Source organism: Rhodococcus sp. DN22, from assembly GCF_036669995.1.
Taxonomy (GTDB): Bacteria; Actinomycetota; Actinomycetes; order Mycobacteriales; family Mycobacteriaceae; genus Rhodococcus_F; species Rhodococcus_F erythropolis.
In genome coordinates, this window is the sequence record NZ_CP133326.1 from 3,241,202 (window position 1) to 3,259,235 (window position 18,034).

Genomic DNA, 18,034 nt, shown 5'->3' on the forward strand with positions numbered 1-18,034 from the left:
CACCCCCACACAGCGTTGTGACGATCAGCGTTGTCACGATCAGCGCCGGGAAGTGTGGCTCGGGGATTGAAGAGAAACATCGCACCGCCTCGATATCGAGTGGAAACCATGTGGCGATCCTGCGAGAGCGCAGCCGAAGGTCATCGACCTCGACGAAGGGTCGCTTCGAAGTCCGAACCTCCCCGAAGGTCCGAACTCAGGATCAAAATTTGTCGTCGTCAGGCGTCAGGAGCACCGCAGTGTTGCAGTGCTCGACGCAAGGCTAGAAACCGGTTGCCCACACCTGCTCTACCGGAAACGTTCGGCTTCGCGGGCAAGCTCGGTCAACCGTTCACACAACTGTGTGAGCTCTGAACTCTCTGCGCCCTCGGCAATTGCTGTCGCCACATCTTCGGCAGCGCATCGGACCTCGAACATCCGATCCACGAGTTCGACCGCTTCGACTGCGGTCAAGATGACGGCGTCAGCCGGGATCGACGTGCCCTTGACGGCATTGCGCTGCTCGTACGCACGCTGTCGACAAGACTGGCTGCAGTACCGGCGTCGACGACCGACACCGGTCACCGCGACCTCTCGACCACACCACACACACGGGTTTCCCGAACGCGCAGACTGCGGTGATCCGACGCGTGTGCTCTCAGCCATGAATCGACACTGTACTCGAGATTCGGACGCCTTCGATGAACGCGCACGGTACCCGGTAAGATGGAGAGGTTGCGTCTTCTCGCCACACGGGAACCAATCGGGTGCTCGTGGCGTTGTAGATGAGTGTGAGCGTCTACTCCCCAAGTCAGGGCGCCCACCAGCGGTGACGAACGAAGAGAGGACACCACCATGGCAGATCGCGTACTTCGAGGTAGCCGACTCGGAGCTGTGAGCTACGAGACCGACCGTGACCATGACCTCGCGCCCCGTCGTATGGCCAAGTACAAGTGCGAGAACGGCGAGATCTTCGACATCCCGTTCGCGGACGAAGCCGAGATCCCCGGCACCTGGTTGTGCCGAAACGGCCTCGAAGGCACCCTCATGGAGGGGACTGCTCCCGAAGCCAAGAAGGTCAAGCCTCCCCGCACCCACTGGGACATGCTGCTCGAGCGTCGCTCGGTCGAGGAACTCGAAGAGCTCCTCAAAGAGCGTCTCGATTTGCTGAAGGCCAAGCGTCGCGGCGCATGAACTAGCACTTCGATCAAGACCGTCCGGTTCTACACCGGGCGGTCTTTCTCGTTCTTCGGGGAGTGATCGTTCACAAGTCGACGTCATACTTCGGCCCTTCTTCGACGTGGCAACTTCAGGATGCTTCGCGGTCCTCAAAGACACTTCAGGGCAACGTCATTCAGCATCCAGGCGCACTCGCGGGCCGACAGTGCGCAAATCCTGGACTTGCGCTGGAGAACCATCGGCACTGCTTCGTGCACCAGTGTGAGCTGTATCCCCCACCCCGCGACACACCAAACTTCGGTACACCAAACTTCGATACGGAGTGAACTGGTAGCCCAGTCACTCGGCCGGGTTGCTTGCTAAGTGACGATGGCAAGCAACCCGGCCGACTGGGGTGTGGGTGAATGATTTGCGGTGCTGAACGGTTCTTCCGCTACTTCCCGGTCACCGAGTGATGCTCTGTGCCGCGGTTCCTTGGCGGAGGCGGGTGATTTCGTTGCGTGATTCGACGACCTGGGGGCTGTCGTCGCCCTTGCTGACAGCTAGGTCGCTGCACAGATCCAGCGCGGCACGAACGATATGTCGTCGTTGGCGACGTTCGGTGCGAGTGGGTGCGGCTTTCGCGTAAGTGCGTTGTTGTCGCCATCCGCCGGCGGCTGTCACCTCGGCGTCGGTCAGGACGCCGGACTCGATTTCCGGGGCGAGAATGTCACGGACGAAGTGGGATTCACGTGGGTGCGCCCAGACGAACGCGATCCACAAGGCAGTGAACGCGAAGACGATGTCGCCGATCATGATGACGAACACGAGCGAACTGCTGCCGCCGGCGATCGCGAGCATGGAATCCCACACGCCGTGGATCAGGATGGGTGCCACGATCAACGCCAATCCGCGTCCGATCCGCCGGGGCTGGGCCGGGGTGCCGATCAGATAGATCACGCCGGCGCAGAAAAGGGCGGTGAACAGGGGATGAGAGACGATGTCGGAGTAGGTGCGGGTGGCGATGGAACCGAGCAGGCCGTCGGTTTGGTGGGCGCCGAAGCCCTGTGTTGCGCCGGCAATCGAGTACAGAAAGTCTTCGCTGGTCTGAAATCCCAAGCCGATGAAAGCACCGAGGAGCAGGCCGTCGGTTGCGGTGCGCACCAGGCGTGGTGCAAGCGCGAGGAGGACTACGATGCCGATGCCTTTGGCGGTTTCCTCCACGAAGGGTGCAGAGAGGCCCGCATGCCAGTCCTGAGCCCATACCTGCCCGAAAATCTTCGAGTAGAGCGAACCGACTGCTCCGTTCGCGGGTACTGCGATAGTGAACGTTGCTGCGGTGGCGCCCCAGATGAAGCCGGTGACCACTAGTCCTACGGGTTGGCGTTCGTGGCGGTCGATGTGCCGGAACCACCATGTCCAGACCGCGGCGCTGATGACGCCGACGATGCCGGCAACGAGGAGTGCGCGCCCGAAGTATCCGGCGAAGGGAGCAAACATCTGCCAGCCTTTGACGAGGCCGAATCCGCACATCCACAGGTATATCCAGAACACGACGTTGCGTGGCTGGAAGAAGTGAAATTTCTCGCCCCAGGCCGTCGTATCGAATGCGCGGGAGCGGGTTTCGAGGAGATCGGTGCTCACTTGGTGTCTCCCTCGTGTGTGCCGATAGAGGCGATCATGTCGGTGATTTCTCGACTGCGGGCGGCGATCTGATCGGGTGGGCCGACTACCTGTACCCGAATTCCCTTGCCGTCGACGACGAATGTGGTCACCGATCCGGCGGACCGCGGAGTGTCAAAGCTGACCTGGACGCCGCTCAGACCCCCGGCGGTGCTGATCGGCTGGCGCGCACCGGAGACCGCAAGCACGGAACTGCCGTTCGTCGCAAGACTCACGGCATCTGTTTGGGAGAGGAGCTCGTCGGCAGTTCCACTGAATGTGTCGGCGTCGACGCTCACGGTGACGGTGCCATCGGTCAACGTCACACGTGGGAGCGAATCGGACGCGCCATGTTGGTCGGTTCGGAAACCACTGTCGACATTCCAGCCCGCAGGTACGGCGAAGGAGACCGTTTCGGTCACGGCCATCCGGTCTCCGGCGCCGGTTGGATCTTCGGAGGAGACAGCGGAATCGATGGCGGGCACGATCACGGTCCAGAGCATCCACACCGCCAAGATCGCGAGGGCGTGTGGGAAGACTCGTGTGTCGAATCCGAGGAAGCGGTGATCCGCTGGTGGACGTCTTCCGTGTAGGGGCTCGTGCTTGTGTGCAGTACTCGAAATAACGCTCAATTTCCCTCGTTTCCATTGCACAGCAGGTGCACTGACTATCGCAGAAACGGACAAATTCCGTGCATCAGCCGGCACCTGCCGGTCATCGAGACGATCGTGCACCAAGTTCCCGTAGGCGCGAGATCACCGAGAGCTCCTAGTCGACTGTGAATCTTCGCATCGCCAGATGTCCGAACACGCCGACCAGAATCAACGTGACGCCTGCGGTCACGGAAACGGAGTCGGTCACCAACCCCGCGATGCCGGTCACGGCTACGAACACCGGCAAAAAGTCGAACAGCCTGAAAATCGACTGCGGTGGTTCGGTTTCGAGGCCCTGAGCCTGAGCGGCCTTGTTCGGCGCATACTCGGGGTACCACTCGGTGAAGGAGATCGCGAAGAAGGTTCCGAGCAACTGCAGAATCCATCCGGTCCAGAAGTTGTCACCGTCGTGCAGCAGTGCGTCTCCGAACAGGCCCACCACGGCCGACCAGGTGAAGGCGAGAGCCCACACCGCCGTAATGACGTAGTTGATGCGCAGAAACAGTGGCGTCGTCCAATACTCTTCAGGCGTCGACTCTTTCGCGTACTGCAAAGTGAAAGGATTGCGGAGCAGGATCGATCCGAAGGCAAAGACCACCAGCGCGATGTTGGTCAGTTCGCCTCCCCAGAGTTCGAACCACCGAATCGTGTTCGCCGACGCGAGGAGGCCGATGGCCGCCAGAACGCCGAAGAACACGACGTCGAAGACCTCCAACAGCTTCACGGTGCCGCCGCGCCGGTGACTGGCCGCCAAGATCAGCAGCGACAACCCGAGGGCTGCGGCCGCGGATTCCTCGAACCTTCCCGGCCCGGAGAGCAAAGACAGCAAGATCCACGGTGACAGGCCGGCGAGCGGTGACTGCAGAACCGCGTCGACGACACTGGTTTTGTGAACTGCATCCCGGGGCTCGGACTTGTCTGGCTCGGTTTTCTCAGGCTCGGTCACAAGAAGCCGCCTTACGCAGGAACGGGTGGCACAGCGAGTACCCGCGTAGGCGCTCCTCGGAACATCGGCAGCCCTAATATCCGATGCTCGGCTCAGATTGCCGCAGTCTCCTCGGGTGAGTGCTCAGCCTGATCTCGGCGCCGGGCCAGCACTGCCATGGCAATCGCGCCGACCGCGATGATGCTGAGCACGATCTCCGGCACCGGACCTACTCGGCTGGCAAGGGTGGAGCTGGTCGAGAGCGGCACCTTCGCCACCAGGGTCGCCGGCACGAACAGGTCGGTTTGCGAAGTCACCGCACCGTCGGGAGCGATGATGGCGCTGACACCACTGGTTGCGGCGACAACGACGGCGCGGCCGTGCTCGACTGCCCGCACACGCGACATTGCCAGCTGCTGATAGGTCATCTCGGTGTCCCCGAAAGTGGCGTTGTTGGTCGGTACCGCCAGCAACTGTGCACCGTTGCGCACAGATTCCTGGAACGCCCGGTCGAACGCCACCTCGTAACAAGTCGCGACACCGATGGGTACCCCCGCTGCATGGACAACGCCGTTGCCCTCGCCGGGAACGAAATTGCCCGCGCGATCGGCGTACGAGGAGAAGTTCCGGAAGAAGCTTCGGTAGGGCAGGTATTCGCCGAACGGCTGAATGATCTTCTTGTCGTGCTGTTCCTGAGGACCGTTGGCGCCGTCCCACACGATCACCGAATTGGTGGTCGTACGATCGGCGTTCACGAGTACGGTGCCGACAAGAATCGGCGCTCCGATCGCTTCGGAGGCCCGGGTGATGTCGGCAGCGGCATCGGCGTTTCGCAGGGGGTCGATGTCCGAGGCGTTCTCCGGCCAGATCACGACGTCAGGCTGATCGACGCGGCCCGCGTCCACCTCGGCAGCAAGTTTCACGGTTTCGGCGACATGGTTGTCGAGGACCTGCTTGCGTTGCGAGTTGAAGTCCAAGCCCAACCTCGGAACGCTTCCCTGAATGGCGGCGACGGTGATCGTTCGATCACCGGAATCCATGGTGGACAAGAACGGCGACACCGCGAGAGCAATGATCACGGGCACGAGGGCAGCGGCAACAGCTCCGAAGAATCCTCGGTCCCATCGTTTGGCCGCGACAGCGACTGCAACTGCTGCCAAGCCGGTACCGGTCAGGGCCACCGCGAAGCTGAGCAGCGGCGCACCGCCGACACTCGCAAGTGGGAGGAGCCACCCTTCGGATTGACCGAATGCGAGCCTGCCCCAAGGAAATCCGCCGAAAGGAACGCTGGAACGAAGCCACTCGGTGAGCGTCCAGGTCGCGGCAATCCACAAGGGTGCCCATGGCAACCTCGCCACCAGAACCGCAAGCAGCCCGAACAGTCCGATGAACAACGACTCCACCGCGGCCAACGCGATCCACGGGACCGCACCTACGAACACACCGATCCACGGAAGCAACGGCACCAGAAATCCGAGACCGGCCAAGTATCCGTAACCGAAGCCGGCACGAAGGCGCAGTCCGCCGCGCCCGAAGTTCGTCAACACACACGTCAGAAGAGCGATCCCGACGGGCGCCAAGAACCACAGCGGGCGGGGTGGGAACCCTGCGAAGATCAGGAATCCACCTGCGGCCGCGTACAGCGAACGTAGCCATGCGGAACCGGTGAGCACAGCGCTCACACGGGAGCGATCACCGACAGACGCCTCTGCGCCGGCCTCACTCACTCGACGAGCCGCGCTGATAGACGACGCGTCCGCGATGCACCGACTTGATGCAGACCGGAATCGGCGCATCTTCCGCCAGCCTCGGCAGAGCGGGTACGCGCGAGCGCGGATCGGTAGACCATCGCTGAACCGAGTCGGCGGGTGCGCTCACTTCGAGTTCGCCTGCCTCCCACAACACGTAGGAGGCCGGTGCGCCCGGATTAAGGGTTCCCGCGGCGCCGTCCCGCACTCCGCCCGCGCGCCAGGCGCCGCGAGTTGCCGCGGAGAAGGCCGCACGCGGCGAGATTCCACTTCCGTCGGTGCGGTGCTGGACAGCGGCGCGCAGCATCGCCCACGGCTCGATGGGGGTGACCGGGGCGTCGGAGCTGAATGCGAGCGAGACACCCTTACCGGCAGCAGGTGCAAACGGATTCAACGCTGCTGCGCGCTCTACTCCCAGGCGCGTGGCGTAAAGACCGTCGGTGCCACCCCACAGTGCGTCGAACACCGGTTGGACGCTAGCGATGACACCCAAGGCGGCAAAGGTTTCCGCGTCGGCCATGGACATCATTTCCGCGTGCTCGAGGCGGTGACCCAACGCGGCGACCTTGGGGCCACCCAGTTCGTCGGCGACCCTGCGGAACGCGGCAGCTGCCGACGAGACGGCGCCGTCACCGATGGCATGGAACCCGGCCTGGACGCCCGCGAGGGTACAGGCCCGGATGTGTGCGGCGATCGCGTCGACGTCGAGGTAGGCATTGCCCGTCGAATCAGGTTGGTCTGCATAGGGTTCGAGCAACCACGCGGTATGCGAACCGAGCGAGCCGTCGATGAAGAGATCCCCGCCGAGTCCGTCTGCTCCGGTTTTGTCGAGGAGCGCGCGAGCATCCTCTTCGCTGTCGACACGCTCACCCCAGTAGCCCCGAACCTCCACGCCGTGATCGTGGGCCAACAGTTCCTGGAAATCGGTCAATCCCGAGATGTCCGGTCCCCCGCACTCGTGAACGGCCACGATTCCGCGTGAGGCGCAGAGATCGAGCGCAGCGGTACGAGCAGAAGCGCGCTGAGTTTCCGTCAGCAGATTCCGAGCGGCATTGCGCGCCAGGTGGTGTGCGTCGAACGTCAACGGGCCTTCGGCCGAGTATCCAGCGGTGGCGGCGAGGCCGGAGATCCCGTCGCGCAGTGCGCTCGAGCACGCGGCCGAGTGAACGTCGATCCGCGAGAGATACACCTTGCGGCCAGGGGCGGCCGCGTCGAGATCTGCGGTCGACGGCGGGGTCTGTTCGGCCCACTCGGTGTCGTCCCAACCGTGTCCCCAGATGACTGCGTCGGGATGGGCAGTTTCGGGGTTCGCGGCTGCGAATGTTCGTACTCGCGCGAGACATTCGTCCAGAGAGTTCGCGCCCACGAGATCGAGGCCGACGAGATTGAGTCCCAGCGCGGTGATGTGGACGTGGGTGTCGACGAACCCGGGAGTGACAAACGCACCACCCAGGTCTTCGATCTCCGCGGCGGGGTGCAACGCCCGTCCGGCGCGCTCGTCGCCGACCCACCCGACGGTGCCGTCGGTGATGGCGATCGAGGTCGCGTCAGGTGCAAATGAACTGTAGATCCGGCCGTTGACCAGCAGACGAGTAGTCACGAGCACCCAGTCTGCCTGTTAGTACTGCGGCCCCCGCGAACGGGTGGGTGTATCCGTGTCCAGAATCTCACCCTCGAGGACGAGTTCCTTGCCGTTGCTGGCGACGTACTCGGTGGTTTCGGGTGTCTCGACGATGATCTCGCCGTCGATCACCTCGCCGTTTCCGCGCATCCGCGCCGCGTAGCCGACGGTTCCGGCGAAGGCGTCACCACCGGCGGCAAATGCTGCTGCGCGCTTACCTGCCAGGAGCACTGCAAGCGGGCGCAGCGCCCAGCGGGTCGGCGGAATCAGAAGCAGCAGGCCCAGAACCGAAGTCACGAGTCCGGGTACGAACATCAACGCGGAGCCCGCCGCGACCAGGGCGCCGTCGGCGACCGCCAGTGACGGCGATCCCTCACCCCGCGTGGCCTTACGGAACCCGTCCATGACCCGTCGCCACTGCGAGCGCATGAGGATCAATCCGACAAGCGATCCGGCGAGAAACAGCAGCACTGTCCAGGCGACACCGATGGCGTTGCCCACGATGACCAAGGCTGCGATCTCGACGATCACGTAGAGGAGAAATACGGCGGCGATCATGACGTCCCCTTTCAGACGGTCTATTCGTTCAACGCTCGAGGGGCCGGTTTTTCTCCCGACAACGACGCAGAGGTGCAAAACAGGTGGGTGCCGTGAGTCACACGGGCCTTCTCTCACGCACGTGCGACTTGCCTGGCGTTAACTAACGCTCCGCTAACGATTCTAAACCTCAAGTTGACGTTGAGACTCTGCGCATGGTCAAGTCACTTCGGGCCGCATTTCCCGGCCTCATGAAATGAAGGAGCCCGACATGAGCCGACTCCCCGGCAAGACACTCGCCCGACGCATTCCCGCTGCCATCGCCGGCACTGCCGCCGTCGTGGCACTCACCGCCGGCAGCGCGATGATCAGCGCGGGAACCGCGGCCGCAGAACCGGTAGTACCCGAAGGGATTGCCGCACTGATCGCGCAGGCCGCAGCCATCTCCCCCGAAGCCTCTGCTGCTGTTCAGCAGTTGATCGGCACGGCAGGCGCTGATCAGATCACGACCGCTCTCGATCTCCCGGACATCGGCGTCACCAAGCCGCAGTCGTTCATGTACCCCGCACCGACGGTCGGGTGTGGCGTGGCCGGTGAACCCGTCACCGTAACCCTCAGCTCCGCACAGGCCGGTCCGAACTTCCCGTTGCCGCCGTGGGTCGAGGCCGACCATCTCCGTTTCCAGGCAATCCCGGGTTACGTCGGCATACCCAAGACCTCAGGGTTGAGTGTTGCCTGGATCAACGTCGGCACGTTCAAGGGCGGCATCGTCCCGTTGGACGAGAAGTTGCCCGTACTCGATACGCCGTTGCTCTCGAAGGTCGTCGACACCGGTGACGGCAAGGTGTTTGCCGCTCTGTTCGGCAATGTCGATTACGCAGACGGGAAGACCTGCATCGTGCTGCCAACAGTGGGCGCTTTTGATGCTTGAGCAGAGCGAAACGCTCGCTGCCTGACAGACGGCTGGCCTACGCGCCCGGAGTCACCAGTCCGGTCTCGTAGGCCAGCACCACAGCCTGCACACGATCACGCAGATCGAGTTTGGTGAGAATGCGTCCGACGTGCGACTTGATCGTCGATTCGGACAGGTACAGCTGCTGTGCGATCTCGATGTTCGACAGCCCCGTGGCCACGTGTCCGAGGACTTCGCGTTCGCGTTCGGTCAGGACGTCGAGAACTACCGGATCGCGCCGGGGCGCCGGACCGTCCACGATGAACCTCGACAGCAGACGACGTGTCACCTTCGGGGAAACAACCGCGTCACCGGCTGCCACGCTGCGGATAGCCGACACGAGATCCTCGGGCGGGGTGTCCTTGAGAAGGAAGCCGCTGGCTCCGGCGCGCAAGGCACCGAGAGCGTGTTCGTCCAGGTCGAAGGTCGTCATCACCAGGACCCTGGATTCGATCCCGGAGGCAAGAATCTGCTCGGTCGCTTTCACCCCGTCGACAATCGGCATCCGCACATCCATCAACACGACGTCAGGCTTCAGCGCCACCGCCGCTGCGACCGCCGCGGCCCCGTCGCCGGCCTCACCGATAACCGAGATGTCTTCATGTGCTTCGAGCACCATGTTCAGGCCCATCCGCATGAGTTCCTGGTCGTCGACTAGCAGCACGGTGATGGGCACGGCGTAAACCTATCGGGCCTGAGACGTCGGTGCCAATGCGATTGCGGCGAGCCGGTATCAATCGTGGATCTCGAGCGGCAGCTCTGCGTACACACGCCAACTGCCGTCGGGGCGTCGTCCGGTCTCGAGCGTCCCGTGCAGTACCGCCACCCGCTCACGCATTCCGACCAGTCCATTCCCCGAACCGTGGGAGAAGGTCGAACTCGACGTTCCGTTGTCGACGACCTCGAGTAGTACCGCGGTGTCGGTGCGGCGCACGGTGACTCGTGCCTTCGGGTTTGCGCCGGCGTGGCGGAGGACATTGGTCAGTGATTCCTGAACGAGGCGATGAATTCCCAGGCTGACTGAAGGACTGACGTCGTCGAGCTCGCCGGTCAGCTCGAGGCGCACGCCGAGACCAGCGGCCCGCATCATCTCGACGACCTTGGCGATGCCGGCAGTTCCGTGTTGCGGCATCGCATCACTACTGACCTCGGTGCGCAGCAGCGAGACGGTCCGGCGAAGCTCGGCAAGGGCGTCGCGTCCGGTGCTGGAGATGTTGCCGAGCGCCTTCTTGGCCAACGCGGGATTGGAATCGACCGCATACGACGCGCCGTCCGCCTGGACGATCATCACGCTGACCGCGTGGGCGACGACATCGTGGAGTTCGCGGGCGATTCGGGTTCTTTCCGTGGCCACCGCATCCTCGGCACGCCGATCCCGTTCGTATTCGGCCACTTCGAGTCTGGCGGCCACTTCCTCGTCGTAGGCGCGGCGGGCGCTCAAGAACTCGGCGGTGATCCAGGCCAGTGCATAGAGCAGGGTCGCGATGATGATCGTGAGGATCACGTCTTCGCGGATGACGAGCAACGAGAGTGTCATGTCCAGGGCAAGGAAGCACGCGAAAATCGCCCCGGTGCGTCGATCGACATACGCAACGAGTGTGTAGAGCGAGACCCCGAGCGCCAACAGGCCTGGATGTTCCGCAGCCGGATCCCCGGTCGCCCACATCATCAAGGTTGCGAAGTACGACATCGACAAAATGGACGCAGCGGACACACGCGGATATTTGCGACGCCACACGACGGGAAGGCAGATCAGAAATCCGACGACGAGCTGAGGCCACCGCTCCTCACGCGGCGAACTGACGAACGTGACTACCTCGAGCGCGAAGAACACGAGCGCCAGCGCGCTGTCCGCGATCATCGGCTTTCCTCGCAGCCACAGGCTGAACCTCCGCATGTGCTCAAGAGTGTCACAGCTGTGAAAGAGTCACCGCCGTGGATATTGCTGATTGGGGACTGCTGATGACGGCAGCGACGGCGGCGGGTTGGGTCGACGCCGTGGTCGGCGGCGGTGGATTGATTCTGTTGCCGGCGCTCTTTCTGGTCGCACCCCAATTGACCCCACAGGCGGCACTGGCCACCAATAAATTGACGGCATTCACCGGGACGAGTGCTGCGGTGTACACGTTCTCCCGCCGAATCCCGATGGAATGGCGGCAGATGGCGCCGGCAGCCGCGTTGGCTGCGGTGACGGCCGCGTGCGGGGCGGCGGCCGTTTCGCTGATCGACAAGAAGTACTTCATTCCGATCGTGATGGTCGTCCTCGTCGCCGTCGCCGTCTTCGTGACCATGCGTCCGACGCTGGGCACGACGATCGCCACTCATCGTCCGACGCAGCGCAAGACCGTCCTCGTCCTGCTGCTCTCCGCCGGACTCATCGGCCTCTACGACGGTCTGCTCGGACCCGGCACCGGCACCTTCCTCATCATCAGCTTCGCGACCTTCCTCGGAACCGAATTCGTTCGGAGCGCGGCCATGGCGAAGGTGATCAATCTCGGTTCCAATTTCGGCGCGCTCGCCTACTTCGCCGTCACCGGGCATGTCTGGTGGAGTTTGGGTTTGGCGATGGCGGTGTGCAACGTTCTCGGCGCGGTCATCGGTTCGCGGATGGCGCTGAGCAAGGGATCCGGATTCGTGCGGATCACGCTGTTGGTGGTCGTGATCGCCATGGTGATTCGCCTCGGATGGCAGCAGTTCGGCTGAGATCGGCGGTCGTCGGCTAGCGTCGTGTGCGTGACCGTCACCCGAGATGTCGATGCAGATTTCCTCGCCCTCCCGCTGCGAGCTGTCGCTGATGCGGCGCTGTCGGCAGCGAGAACGGCCGGCGCCCAGCACGCCGATGTTCGTGTCCACCGCGTGCTCACACAGTCGATCCGCTTGCGCGACGGCGTAGTTCAGGCGGTGTCCGACGGAGACGAGATCGGGGTCGCCGTCCGTGTGATCGTCGACGGCACGTGGGGATTCGCCTCGCACGCCGAGGTGTCCCCCGATGTCGCTGCTGCGCTGGCACGCCAAGCGGTCGAGGTCGCGAAGGCATTGCGCTCGCTCAATCGGGATCCGGTCACCCTCGCCGACGAGCCCGTCTACGCCGACGCGACGTGGGTGTCGCCGTACCTCGAAGATCCCTTCGCGACACCGACGGCCGAGAAGGTAGGCCTGCTGGTCGACTACTCCGGACGGCTTCAAGCCGCCGACGGCGTGGATCACGTCACGGCGAGTGTCCTCCAGGTCAAGGAGCAGACCTTCTACGCGGATCTGGCCGGTTCGTCGATCACCCAGCAACGGGTGCGTCTACACCCCGAGTTCGAGGCCACTGCCGTCGACAAGTCGGCCGGCAGCTTCGAATCGATGCGTACCTTGGCGCCGCCGGTAGGGCGCGGATGGGAGTACCTCGGGGCGGAGAGCACATGGAACTGGGGCGATGAGCTCGCGCAGATCCCGGAGTGGCTGGCCGAGAAGACCAAGGCACCGACCGTCGAAGCAGGTCCGACCGACCTCGTGATCGATCCGACCAATCTGTGGCTCACGATCCACGAATCCATCGGACACGCCACCGAATACGACCGCGCGATCGGCTACGAAGCGGCCTACGCCGGTACGTCGTTCGCGACGCCGGACAAGCTGGGAACGCTGAAATACGGAACGCCACTCATGCACGTGACCGCCGACCGAAACGAAGAGCACGGCCTGGCCAGCGTCGGATTCGACGACGACGGCGTCGCCTCTCAACGGTGGGATCTGGTGGCAGAGGGAACACTGGTCGGGTATCAACTAGACCGTGTGTTCGCGCCGAGGCTGGGGCTGACGCGTTCCAACGGTTGCTCGTACGCCGACTCCGCACATCACGTTCCCATCCAGCGAATGGCCAACGTCTCGCTCTCCCCCGACCCTTCTACGGACACCTCGACTGCAGACCTGATCTCGCGAGTCGAGAACGGCATCTACGTCGTCGGTGACAAGTCCTGGTCGATCGACATGCAGCGCTACAACTTTCAGTTCACCGGTCAGCGGTTCTTCAAGATCCGTGACGGAAAGCTCGACGGTCAGGTGCGCGACGTGGCGTATCAGGCGACGACGACGGATTTCTGGGGCTCGATGGAAGCCGTTGGCGGTGAGTCGACCTGGCGCCTGCAGGGGGCGTTCAACTGCGGCAAGGCGCAACCCGGTCAGGTTGCGGCGGTCAGCCACGGCTGCCCGTCCGCTCTGTTCCGCGGAGTCAACATCCTCAATACTCGTTCGGAGGCTCAGCAGTGATCGATCCGCAGCAGGTCGTCGAGCGTGCATTGGCCGCGAGGACGGTAGACGAATCGTTGGTGATCGTGACCGATGCGAGTGAGGCGTCGCTGCGGTGGGCCAACAATTCGATGACCACCAACGGAGTTTCGCTGTCCCGGACGTGGACGGTGATCTCGATCGTGCGCGAGGGTGACATCGCGAAGGTGGGCACTGTCAGTTCCAGCAGTGTCGATCCGGAGCAGATTTCCGCACTCGTACAGGCAAGCGAAGAAGCTGCGCGCACAGCCACTCCGGCTGACGACGCGTCCGACCTGATCACGCAGTCGGCGGCAGAGACCGACTGGGACCTGCCGGCCGCCCTGACCGACATCGCTGTCTTCGCTCAGTTGGCTGCCGACCTGGCGAAGGGCTTCGACGGCGGCGACCAGTTGTTCGGCTTCGCCCACCACCAGTTGCACACCACCTGGCTCGGAACCTCGACGGGCGTGCGACGTAGAACGGCTCAGGCCACCGGCTCCGTGGAAATCAACGGCAAGCGCGACGACGCCAGCGCCTGGGTCGGATCCGGAACCGTCGATTTCAGCGATATCTCGATACCGAAGCTCTTGTCGCAGTTGACCACTCGACTCGACTGGGCGGGTAACTCCGTCAGTCTGCCTGCCGGCCGCTACGAGACAATTCTTCCGCCGTCTGCTGTGGCGGACCTGATGATCTATCTGATGTGGACCATGGAGGGTCGCGGCGCCGAAGAGGGCCACACCGCACTGTCCACCACCGGTGGTACCCGGATCGGCGAGAAGCTCGGATTGCCACTGACACTCACCTCTGACCCCGGCGCCGAGGGCTTGCAATCCGCGCCGTTCGTGATCACGACGTCGTCGAGTGAATCCGTCTCACTGTTCGACAACGGTATGGAGATCGAACCCGTCGACTGGGTCCGAGACGGCGTCGTCAATGCGTTGGCGTACCCGCGCCACGCTGCACGAGAATTCGGTCGACCTGTCGCAGTTCCCGGCGACAATCTCATCCTGACCGGTGGTGACGACACCTCGATCGAGGACATGATCGCAGGTACCGAGAAGGGTCTACTGCTCACAACCCTCTGGTACATCCGTGAGGTCGATCCTACGACGCTGCTGTTGACCGGACTCACCCGTGACGGGGTGTATTTGATCGAGGACGGCAAGATCGTCGGTGCCGTCAACAACTTCCGTTTCAACGAGAGTCCGCTCGATCTCCTGCGGCGGGTCACCGAGGCTGGACGCACCGAGATCACGCTTCCCCGGGAGTGGAAAGATTGGTTCACCCGCACGGCCATGCCGCCCATGCGGATTCCCGACTTCCACATGTCCTCGGTCAGCCAGGCGCAGTGATGACGAAGGTCGTGATCGCCGGCGGCACCGGCGCTCTCGGCCGCCGAATCAGCGACGATCTCGCGGACCGCGGATATGACGTCGTGGTCCTGACTCGCTCACCGAAACCCGGCAGGCACAGGCAGGTTCAGTGGGACGGCGTCACGGTGGGCGACTGGGCGGGAGAACTCGACGGCGCATCGGTGATCAATCTGGCCGGCGAGTTGGTCGATCGCCGACCCACACCGGCAAACATCGCACTACTCACCAGTTCCCGAGTCGATCCGACCCGCGCGCTGGTCGAAGCGTCGAAACTACTGGCGAACCCTGTTCCGGTGTGGATCCAGGCGAGCACGCTCGCGATCTACGGCGACGCCGGAGAGACCCGGCTCGACGAGGCTTCCCCACTCGCTGACGGGCCACCTCAGATGACCGACGTCGCAAAGGACTGGGAGGCAGCGGTCGAGGGAGCAAACACGTCACGAGTAGTGATCCTGCGAACCAGTGTCGTGTTGGAGAAGGGCACACCGGCGCTCGAGCGATTGCTGTTGCTCGTGCGTCTCGGACTGGGCGGACGCGTCGCCTCGGGTAGGCAGTGGACCAGTTGGATTCACATCGAGGACTGGCTGTCGATCGTGCGCTGGGCACTCGAACCCGATTCGGCTGCCTCGGGCGTGGTCATCGCGACTGCTCCGGATCCCGTCCGAAACTCAGAACTGATGGCCGGGCTGCGCAAGCACCTTCACCGGCCACCTGCGCCGCCGACGCCCGCTTTCATGGTCAGAATCGGCGCGTTCCTTCTTCGCAGCGACGCTGCCCTGGGCCTGACGGGTCGTCATGCCGTATCGAAAGTGTTGGCCGACAAAGGCTTCCCCTTCACGTATCCGCGCTTCGACTCAACGTTGGACGATCTGCTCGGCAACTGACGCGCGGTCAGGCTGCAGTGACGGCAAGTCCGATCGTTCCGGTCTTGCCGCGGCGAAGGAGACTGCCTTTCATGGTGATCCAGCCGAGGATTCCGTAGCGACGCGCGATCGCGTCGCGAGCATGATCGGTGCCCGGTCCGTCGAGGATCTCGGCGACGGCGGCCACCGGTTCACCCTTGGGATTTCCCCGAGCGTCACACGCAGCGACGGTGACCGACGGGTTTCGCCTGATGCGCTTGACCTTGTAGGAATCGGTGACGGTCCACATCAGGAGCTTGTCGCCGTCCGGCGCGGCCCAGAGTGGAGTCGCCACCGGAGTTCCATCCTTGCGGAAGGTCGTGAGTAGGACGTACTTGGCCTCGGAGACGCGCTTGAAGTCGGGGTTCACTCCTCGAGGATAGGTGCGAGCGCCTCTCGCTGAACACCGACAAGATTCCGCGACTATCTGGCGACCGATCAGTACCACCCAGGAAGTGCCACTTATGCACGTTTTATCCGGTTCTTCTTGACGTCGGACACGCCGTTTCGTCCCCGAACTCCATCTCGAGTTATTCTGAGGCAAACCGTCGAACTGGGGAGTCGAACTTACACATGCAGCGCCGTGACATGCAGCGTCGTGACTTTTTCAAAGCCGCCGGGGCGGGGGCGGCAGTTGCCGCCGCGACACCGCTCATGTCGACGTCGACCAGCCACGCCACCCCCGCACCACTGCGGGCGCTCCCGATGGGTGCTGATCACTACCGCGCGCTCGTCCCCGAGTTGTTCGCACCCTCTCCTACTCCCCCGGAGCATTCCGAAGCCATCGTCATCGGGTCCGGATTCGGCGCAAGCGCCACCGCTCTCCGGTTGGCGCAGAGCGGCACCCAGGTCACCATCCTCGAACGCGGACTCCGATGGCCGCATGATCCGCAGCGGGAGATTCACACCTCCGACATGCTGGCCGACGGCCGCGGAGTCTTCCGGCGAACATCGTTCACCAACCTCACCGGACTCCCCGTGGCGTGCGACTACTTCAGCGGCGTCCTCGATGCCACCGACTACCAACACATCTCGGTCTGGCGCGGCGCTGCAGTCGGCGGTGGTTCCATCATCTTCACCGGCGTGATGATCGCGCCCGAGCGCCGATTCTTCGACGCAGTCTTCGGCAACTCCCTCGACTACGACGAGATGGCGTCCACCTGGTACCCCAAAGTGCGCCAGATGCTGCGTCTGAGCCCGTTGCCCGAAGACATTTACCAAACCCCGAACTTCGGTCACTCGCGTCGTTGGGATCAGGACGCTCGTCGTGCCGGATTCGATCCGCAGCGGATCGACGGGATCTGGAACTGGGACGTGGTGCGCTCAGAACTCGACGGCCGAACCCGAGCCTCGGCCACTGTCGGTGACAGCAACATGGGTAACTCCAACGGCGCTAAGTTCGACCTCACACAGAACTACATTCCTGCCGCCGAAGCCACCGGACGAGCCACCGTCTGTTACGGACATCAGGTGCTCGCGATCAGTCGCGAACGTGATGGACGCTACGTCGTCGACGTCGAATCGACGGATCCGACGGGTGGCGTTCTGGCCCGGAAGACTCTTACCTGTGACCGTCTGTTCCTCGGCGCCGGTTCGATCGGCACGTCCGAACTGTTGGTACGCGCCCAGGCGACCGGTGCGCTGCCGAACCTCAACGAACACGTCGGCAAAGGCTGGGGAACGAACGGCGACGCCGGGATGGTGCGCTCGTTCGGCTTCAGTGACGGCACTGCGCAAGCCGCACCGTCGGCATCACGCATCGTCGACGAGTCGGGAATGCCACTCTCCCTGGAAAATTGGTACGTCCCCGGCTTGCCCCTCAACATCGGCATGCTCGGAACCTTGGGGATGACCCTCGACTCGCAGCGCGCCGACTTCGCCTACGACGGCGGCTCCGATCGGGTGGTGCTGAACTGGCCGAAGAACGGCAACGACGCCACCGTCGAGGCACTACGCGCCGTCCAGAACAAGATGGCCTTCGCCGGCACCACGCTGCCGTCGGCATTGCCGTTCGCGAAGGACGTCAATTCCTCGTTCACCGCGCATCCCCTAGGCGGTGCGGTTCTGGGCAAGGCCACCGACGGTTACGGGCGAGTCAAGGGCTACGACGGCCTGTACGTGATGGATGGCGCCGCTATTCCGGGCAGCACCGGCACCGTCAACCCGTCACTGACCATCACTGCCCTGGCGGAGCGGAACATCGCTCAGATCATCAAGTCCGGACGCTGACTCACTTCAGCGCCCGGATCTGCCGGTGATGCTCGAGG

General features: G+C 63.5%; 17 protein-coding genes. 7 read left to right on the top strand and 10 right to left on the bottom strand.

Features of this window, described 5'->3' with window-relative positions:
- Positions 1-288 precede the first annotated feature (288 nt).
- Positions 289-645: a hypothetical protein gene (locus tag RA302_RS14815; RefSeq protein WP_050655267.1), complete on the bottom strand. Its 357-nt coding sequence runs from the start codon at positions 643-645 to the stop codon at positions 289-291.
- Between the two features lie 189 nt (positions 646-834).
- Here RA302_RS14815 and RA302_RS14820 point away from each other — a divergent pair, with 189 nt between their 5' ends.
- Positions 835-1,173: an RNA polymerase-binding protein RbpA gene (locus RA302_RS14820; RefSeq protein WP_003944971.1), complete on the top strand. Its 339-nt coding sequence runs from the start codon at positions 835-837 to the stop codon at positions 1,171-1,173.
- A gap of 429 nt (positions 1,174-1,602) precedes the next feature.
- Here RA302_RS14820 and RA302_RS14825 read toward each other — a convergent pair whose 3' ends face one another.
- From RA302_RS14825 to RA302_RS14850, 6 genes are all read right to left on the bottom strand, one after another.
- Positions 1,603-2,781 (bottom strand): PrsW family intramembrane metalloprotease, encoded by a 1,179-nt coding sequence (locus RA302_RS14825; RefSeq protein ID WP_064444604.1) that lies wholly within the window; start codon positions 2,779-2,781, stop codon positions 1,603-1,605.
- Positions 2,778-3,431: a hypothetical protein gene (locus RA302_RS14830; protein WP_228232700.1), complete on the bottom strand. Its 654-nt coding sequence runs from the start codon at positions 3,429-3,431 to the stop codon at positions 2,778-2,780. The genes RA302_RS14825 and RA302_RS14830 overlap by 4 nt, the downstream gene beginning before the upstream one ends.
- Before the next feature lie 136 nt (positions 3,432-3,567).
- Positions 3,568-4,398, bottom strand: a complete 831-nt coding sequence (locus RA302_RS14835; RefSeq protein ID WP_047270554.1) for a hypothetical protein — start codon at positions 4,396-4,398, stop codon at positions 3,568-3,570.
- A 92-nt stretch (positions 4,399-4,490) separates the two neighbouring features.
- Entirely contained in the window at positions 4,491-6,059 is a 1,569-nt protein-coding gene (lnt, locus tag RA302_RS14840; RefSeq protein ID WP_050655285.1) for an apolipoprotein N-acyltransferase, read from the bottom strand.
- Between the two features lie 37 nt (positions 6,060-6,096).
- Positions 6,097-7,731 carry an amidohydrolase gene (locus RA302_RS14845; protein ID WP_070162303.1) on the bottom strand — a complete coding sequence of 545 codons (1,635 nt, stop codon included), beginning with the start codon at positions 7,729-7,731 and terminating at the stop codon, positions 6,097-6,099.
- 12 nt (positions 7,732-7,743) lie between these two features.
- Positions 7,744-8,304 (bottom strand): FxsA family protein, encoded by a 561-nt coding sequence (locus tag RA302_RS14850; RefSeq protein ID WP_003944915.1) that lies wholly within the window; start codon positions 8,302-8,304, stop codon positions 7,744-7,746.
- Positions 8,305-8,554: 250 nt separating this feature from the next.
- On the opposite strand from RA302_RS14850, the gene RA302_RS14855 reads away from it, so the two are divergent.
- Positions 8,555-9,214, top strand: coding sequence for a hypothetical protein (locus RA302_RS14855; RefSeq protein ID WP_003944837.1), 660 nt, complete (start codon positions 8,555-8,557; stop codon positions 9,212-9,214).
- 37 nt (positions 9,215-9,251) lie between these two features.
- On the opposite strand, the gene RA302_RS14860 is transcribed toward RA302_RS14855, so the two are convergent.
- The gene (locus tag RA302_RS14860) at positions 9,252-9,911 is read right to left on the bottom strand and encodes a response regulator transcription factor (RefSeq protein ID WP_003945024.1); all 660 of its coding nucleotides are present in this window, start codon (positions 9,909-9,911) and stop codon (positions 9,252-9,254) included.
- Between the two features lie 57 nt (positions 9,912-9,968).
- Positions 9,969-11,096, bottom strand: coding sequence for a sensor histidine kinase (locus tag RA302_RS14865; protein WP_080712739.1), 1,128 nt, complete (start codon positions 11,094-11,096; stop codon positions 9,969-9,971).
- Between the two features lie 74 nt (positions 11,097-11,170).
- Here RA302_RS14865 and RA302_RS14870 point away from each other — a divergent pair, with 74 nt between their 5' ends.
- The 4 genes from RA302_RS14870 to RA302_RS14885 are packed head-to-tail and all read left to right on the top strand — an operon-like array spanning position 11,171 to position 15,749.
- Positions 11,171-11,938, top strand: a complete 768-nt coding sequence (locus RA302_RS14870; protein WP_030536361.1) for a TSUP family transporter — start codon at positions 11,171-11,173, stop codon at positions 11,936-11,938.
- A 30-nt stretch (positions 11,939-11,968) separates the two neighbouring features.
- Positions 11,969-13,489 carry a TldD/PmbA family protein gene (locus RA302_RS14875; RefSeq protein ID WP_003944822.1) on the top strand — a complete coding sequence of 507 codons (1,521 nt, stop codon included), beginning with the start codon at positions 11,969-11,971 and terminating at the stop codon, positions 13,487-13,489.
- Entirely contained in the window at positions 13,486-14,844 is a 1,359-nt protein-coding gene (locus tag RA302_RS14880; protein WP_070162306.1) for a metallopeptidase TldD-related protein, read from the top strand. The genes RA302_RS14875 and RA302_RS14880 overlap by 4 nt, the downstream gene beginning before the upstream one ends.
- Positions 14,844-15,749, top strand: a complete 906-nt coding sequence (locus tag RA302_RS14885) for a TIGR01777 family oxidoreductase (protein ID WP_338477164.1) — start codon at positions 14,844-14,846, stop codon at positions 15,747-15,749. The genes RA302_RS14880 and RA302_RS14885 overlap by 1 nt, the downstream gene beginning before the upstream one ends.
- Positions 15,750-15,756: 7 nt before the next feature.
- Here the strand turns inward: RA302_RS14885 and RA302_RS14890 are convergent, their stop codons facing one another.
- Complete coding sequence (locus tag RA302_RS14890) at positions 15,757-16,137, bottom strand: PPOX class F420-dependent oxidoreductase (RefSeq protein ID WP_003944780.1); 381 nt, start codon at positions 16,135-16,137, stop codon at positions 15,757-15,759.
- Between the two features lie 203 nt (positions 16,138-16,340).
- Between RA302_RS14890 and RA302_RS14895 the strand changes: the two genes are divergently transcribed.
- Positions 16,341-17,996 carry a GMC oxidoreductase gene (locus RA302_RS14895; protein ID WP_030536359.1) on the top strand — a complete coding sequence of 552 codons (1,656 nt, stop codon included), beginning with the start codon at positions 16,341-16,343 and terminating at the stop codon, positions 17,994-17,996.
- Positions 17,997-18,034 lie beyond the last annotated feature (38 nt).

What these genes read in the sequence shown, in the direction of transcription:
- RA302_RS14815 (WP_050655267.1), bottom strand. Translation starts at nt 645, where the DNA reads ATGGCTGAGAGCACACGCGTCGGATCACCGCAGTCTGCGCGTTCGGGA.
- RA302_RS14820 (WP_003944971.1), top strand. Translation starts at nt 835, where the DNA reads ATGGCAGATCGCGTACTTCGAGGTAGCCGACTCGGAGCTGTGAGCTAC.
- RA302_RS14850 (WP_003944915.1), bottom strand. Translation starts at nt 8,304, where the DNA reads ATGATCGCCGCCGTATTTCTCCTCTACGTGATCGTCGAGATCGCAGCC.
- RA302_RS14855 (WP_003944837.1), top strand. Translation starts at nt 8,555, where the DNA reads ATGAGCCGACTCCCCGGCAAGACACTCGCCCGACGCATTCCCGCTGCC.
- RA302_RS14865 (WP_080712739.1), bottom strand. Translation starts at nt 11,096, where the DNA reads ATGATCGCGGACAGCGCGCTGGCGCTCGTGTTCTTCGCGCTCGAGGTA.
- RA302_RS14885 (WP_338477164.1), top strand. Translation starts at nt 14,844, where the DNA reads ATGACGAAGGTCGTGATCGCCGGCGGCACCGGCGCTCTCGGCCGCCGA.
- RA302_RS14895 (WP_030536359.1), top strand. Translation starts at nt 16,341, where the DNA reads ATGCAGCGCCGTGACATGCAGCGTCGTGACTTTTTCAAAGCCGCCGGG.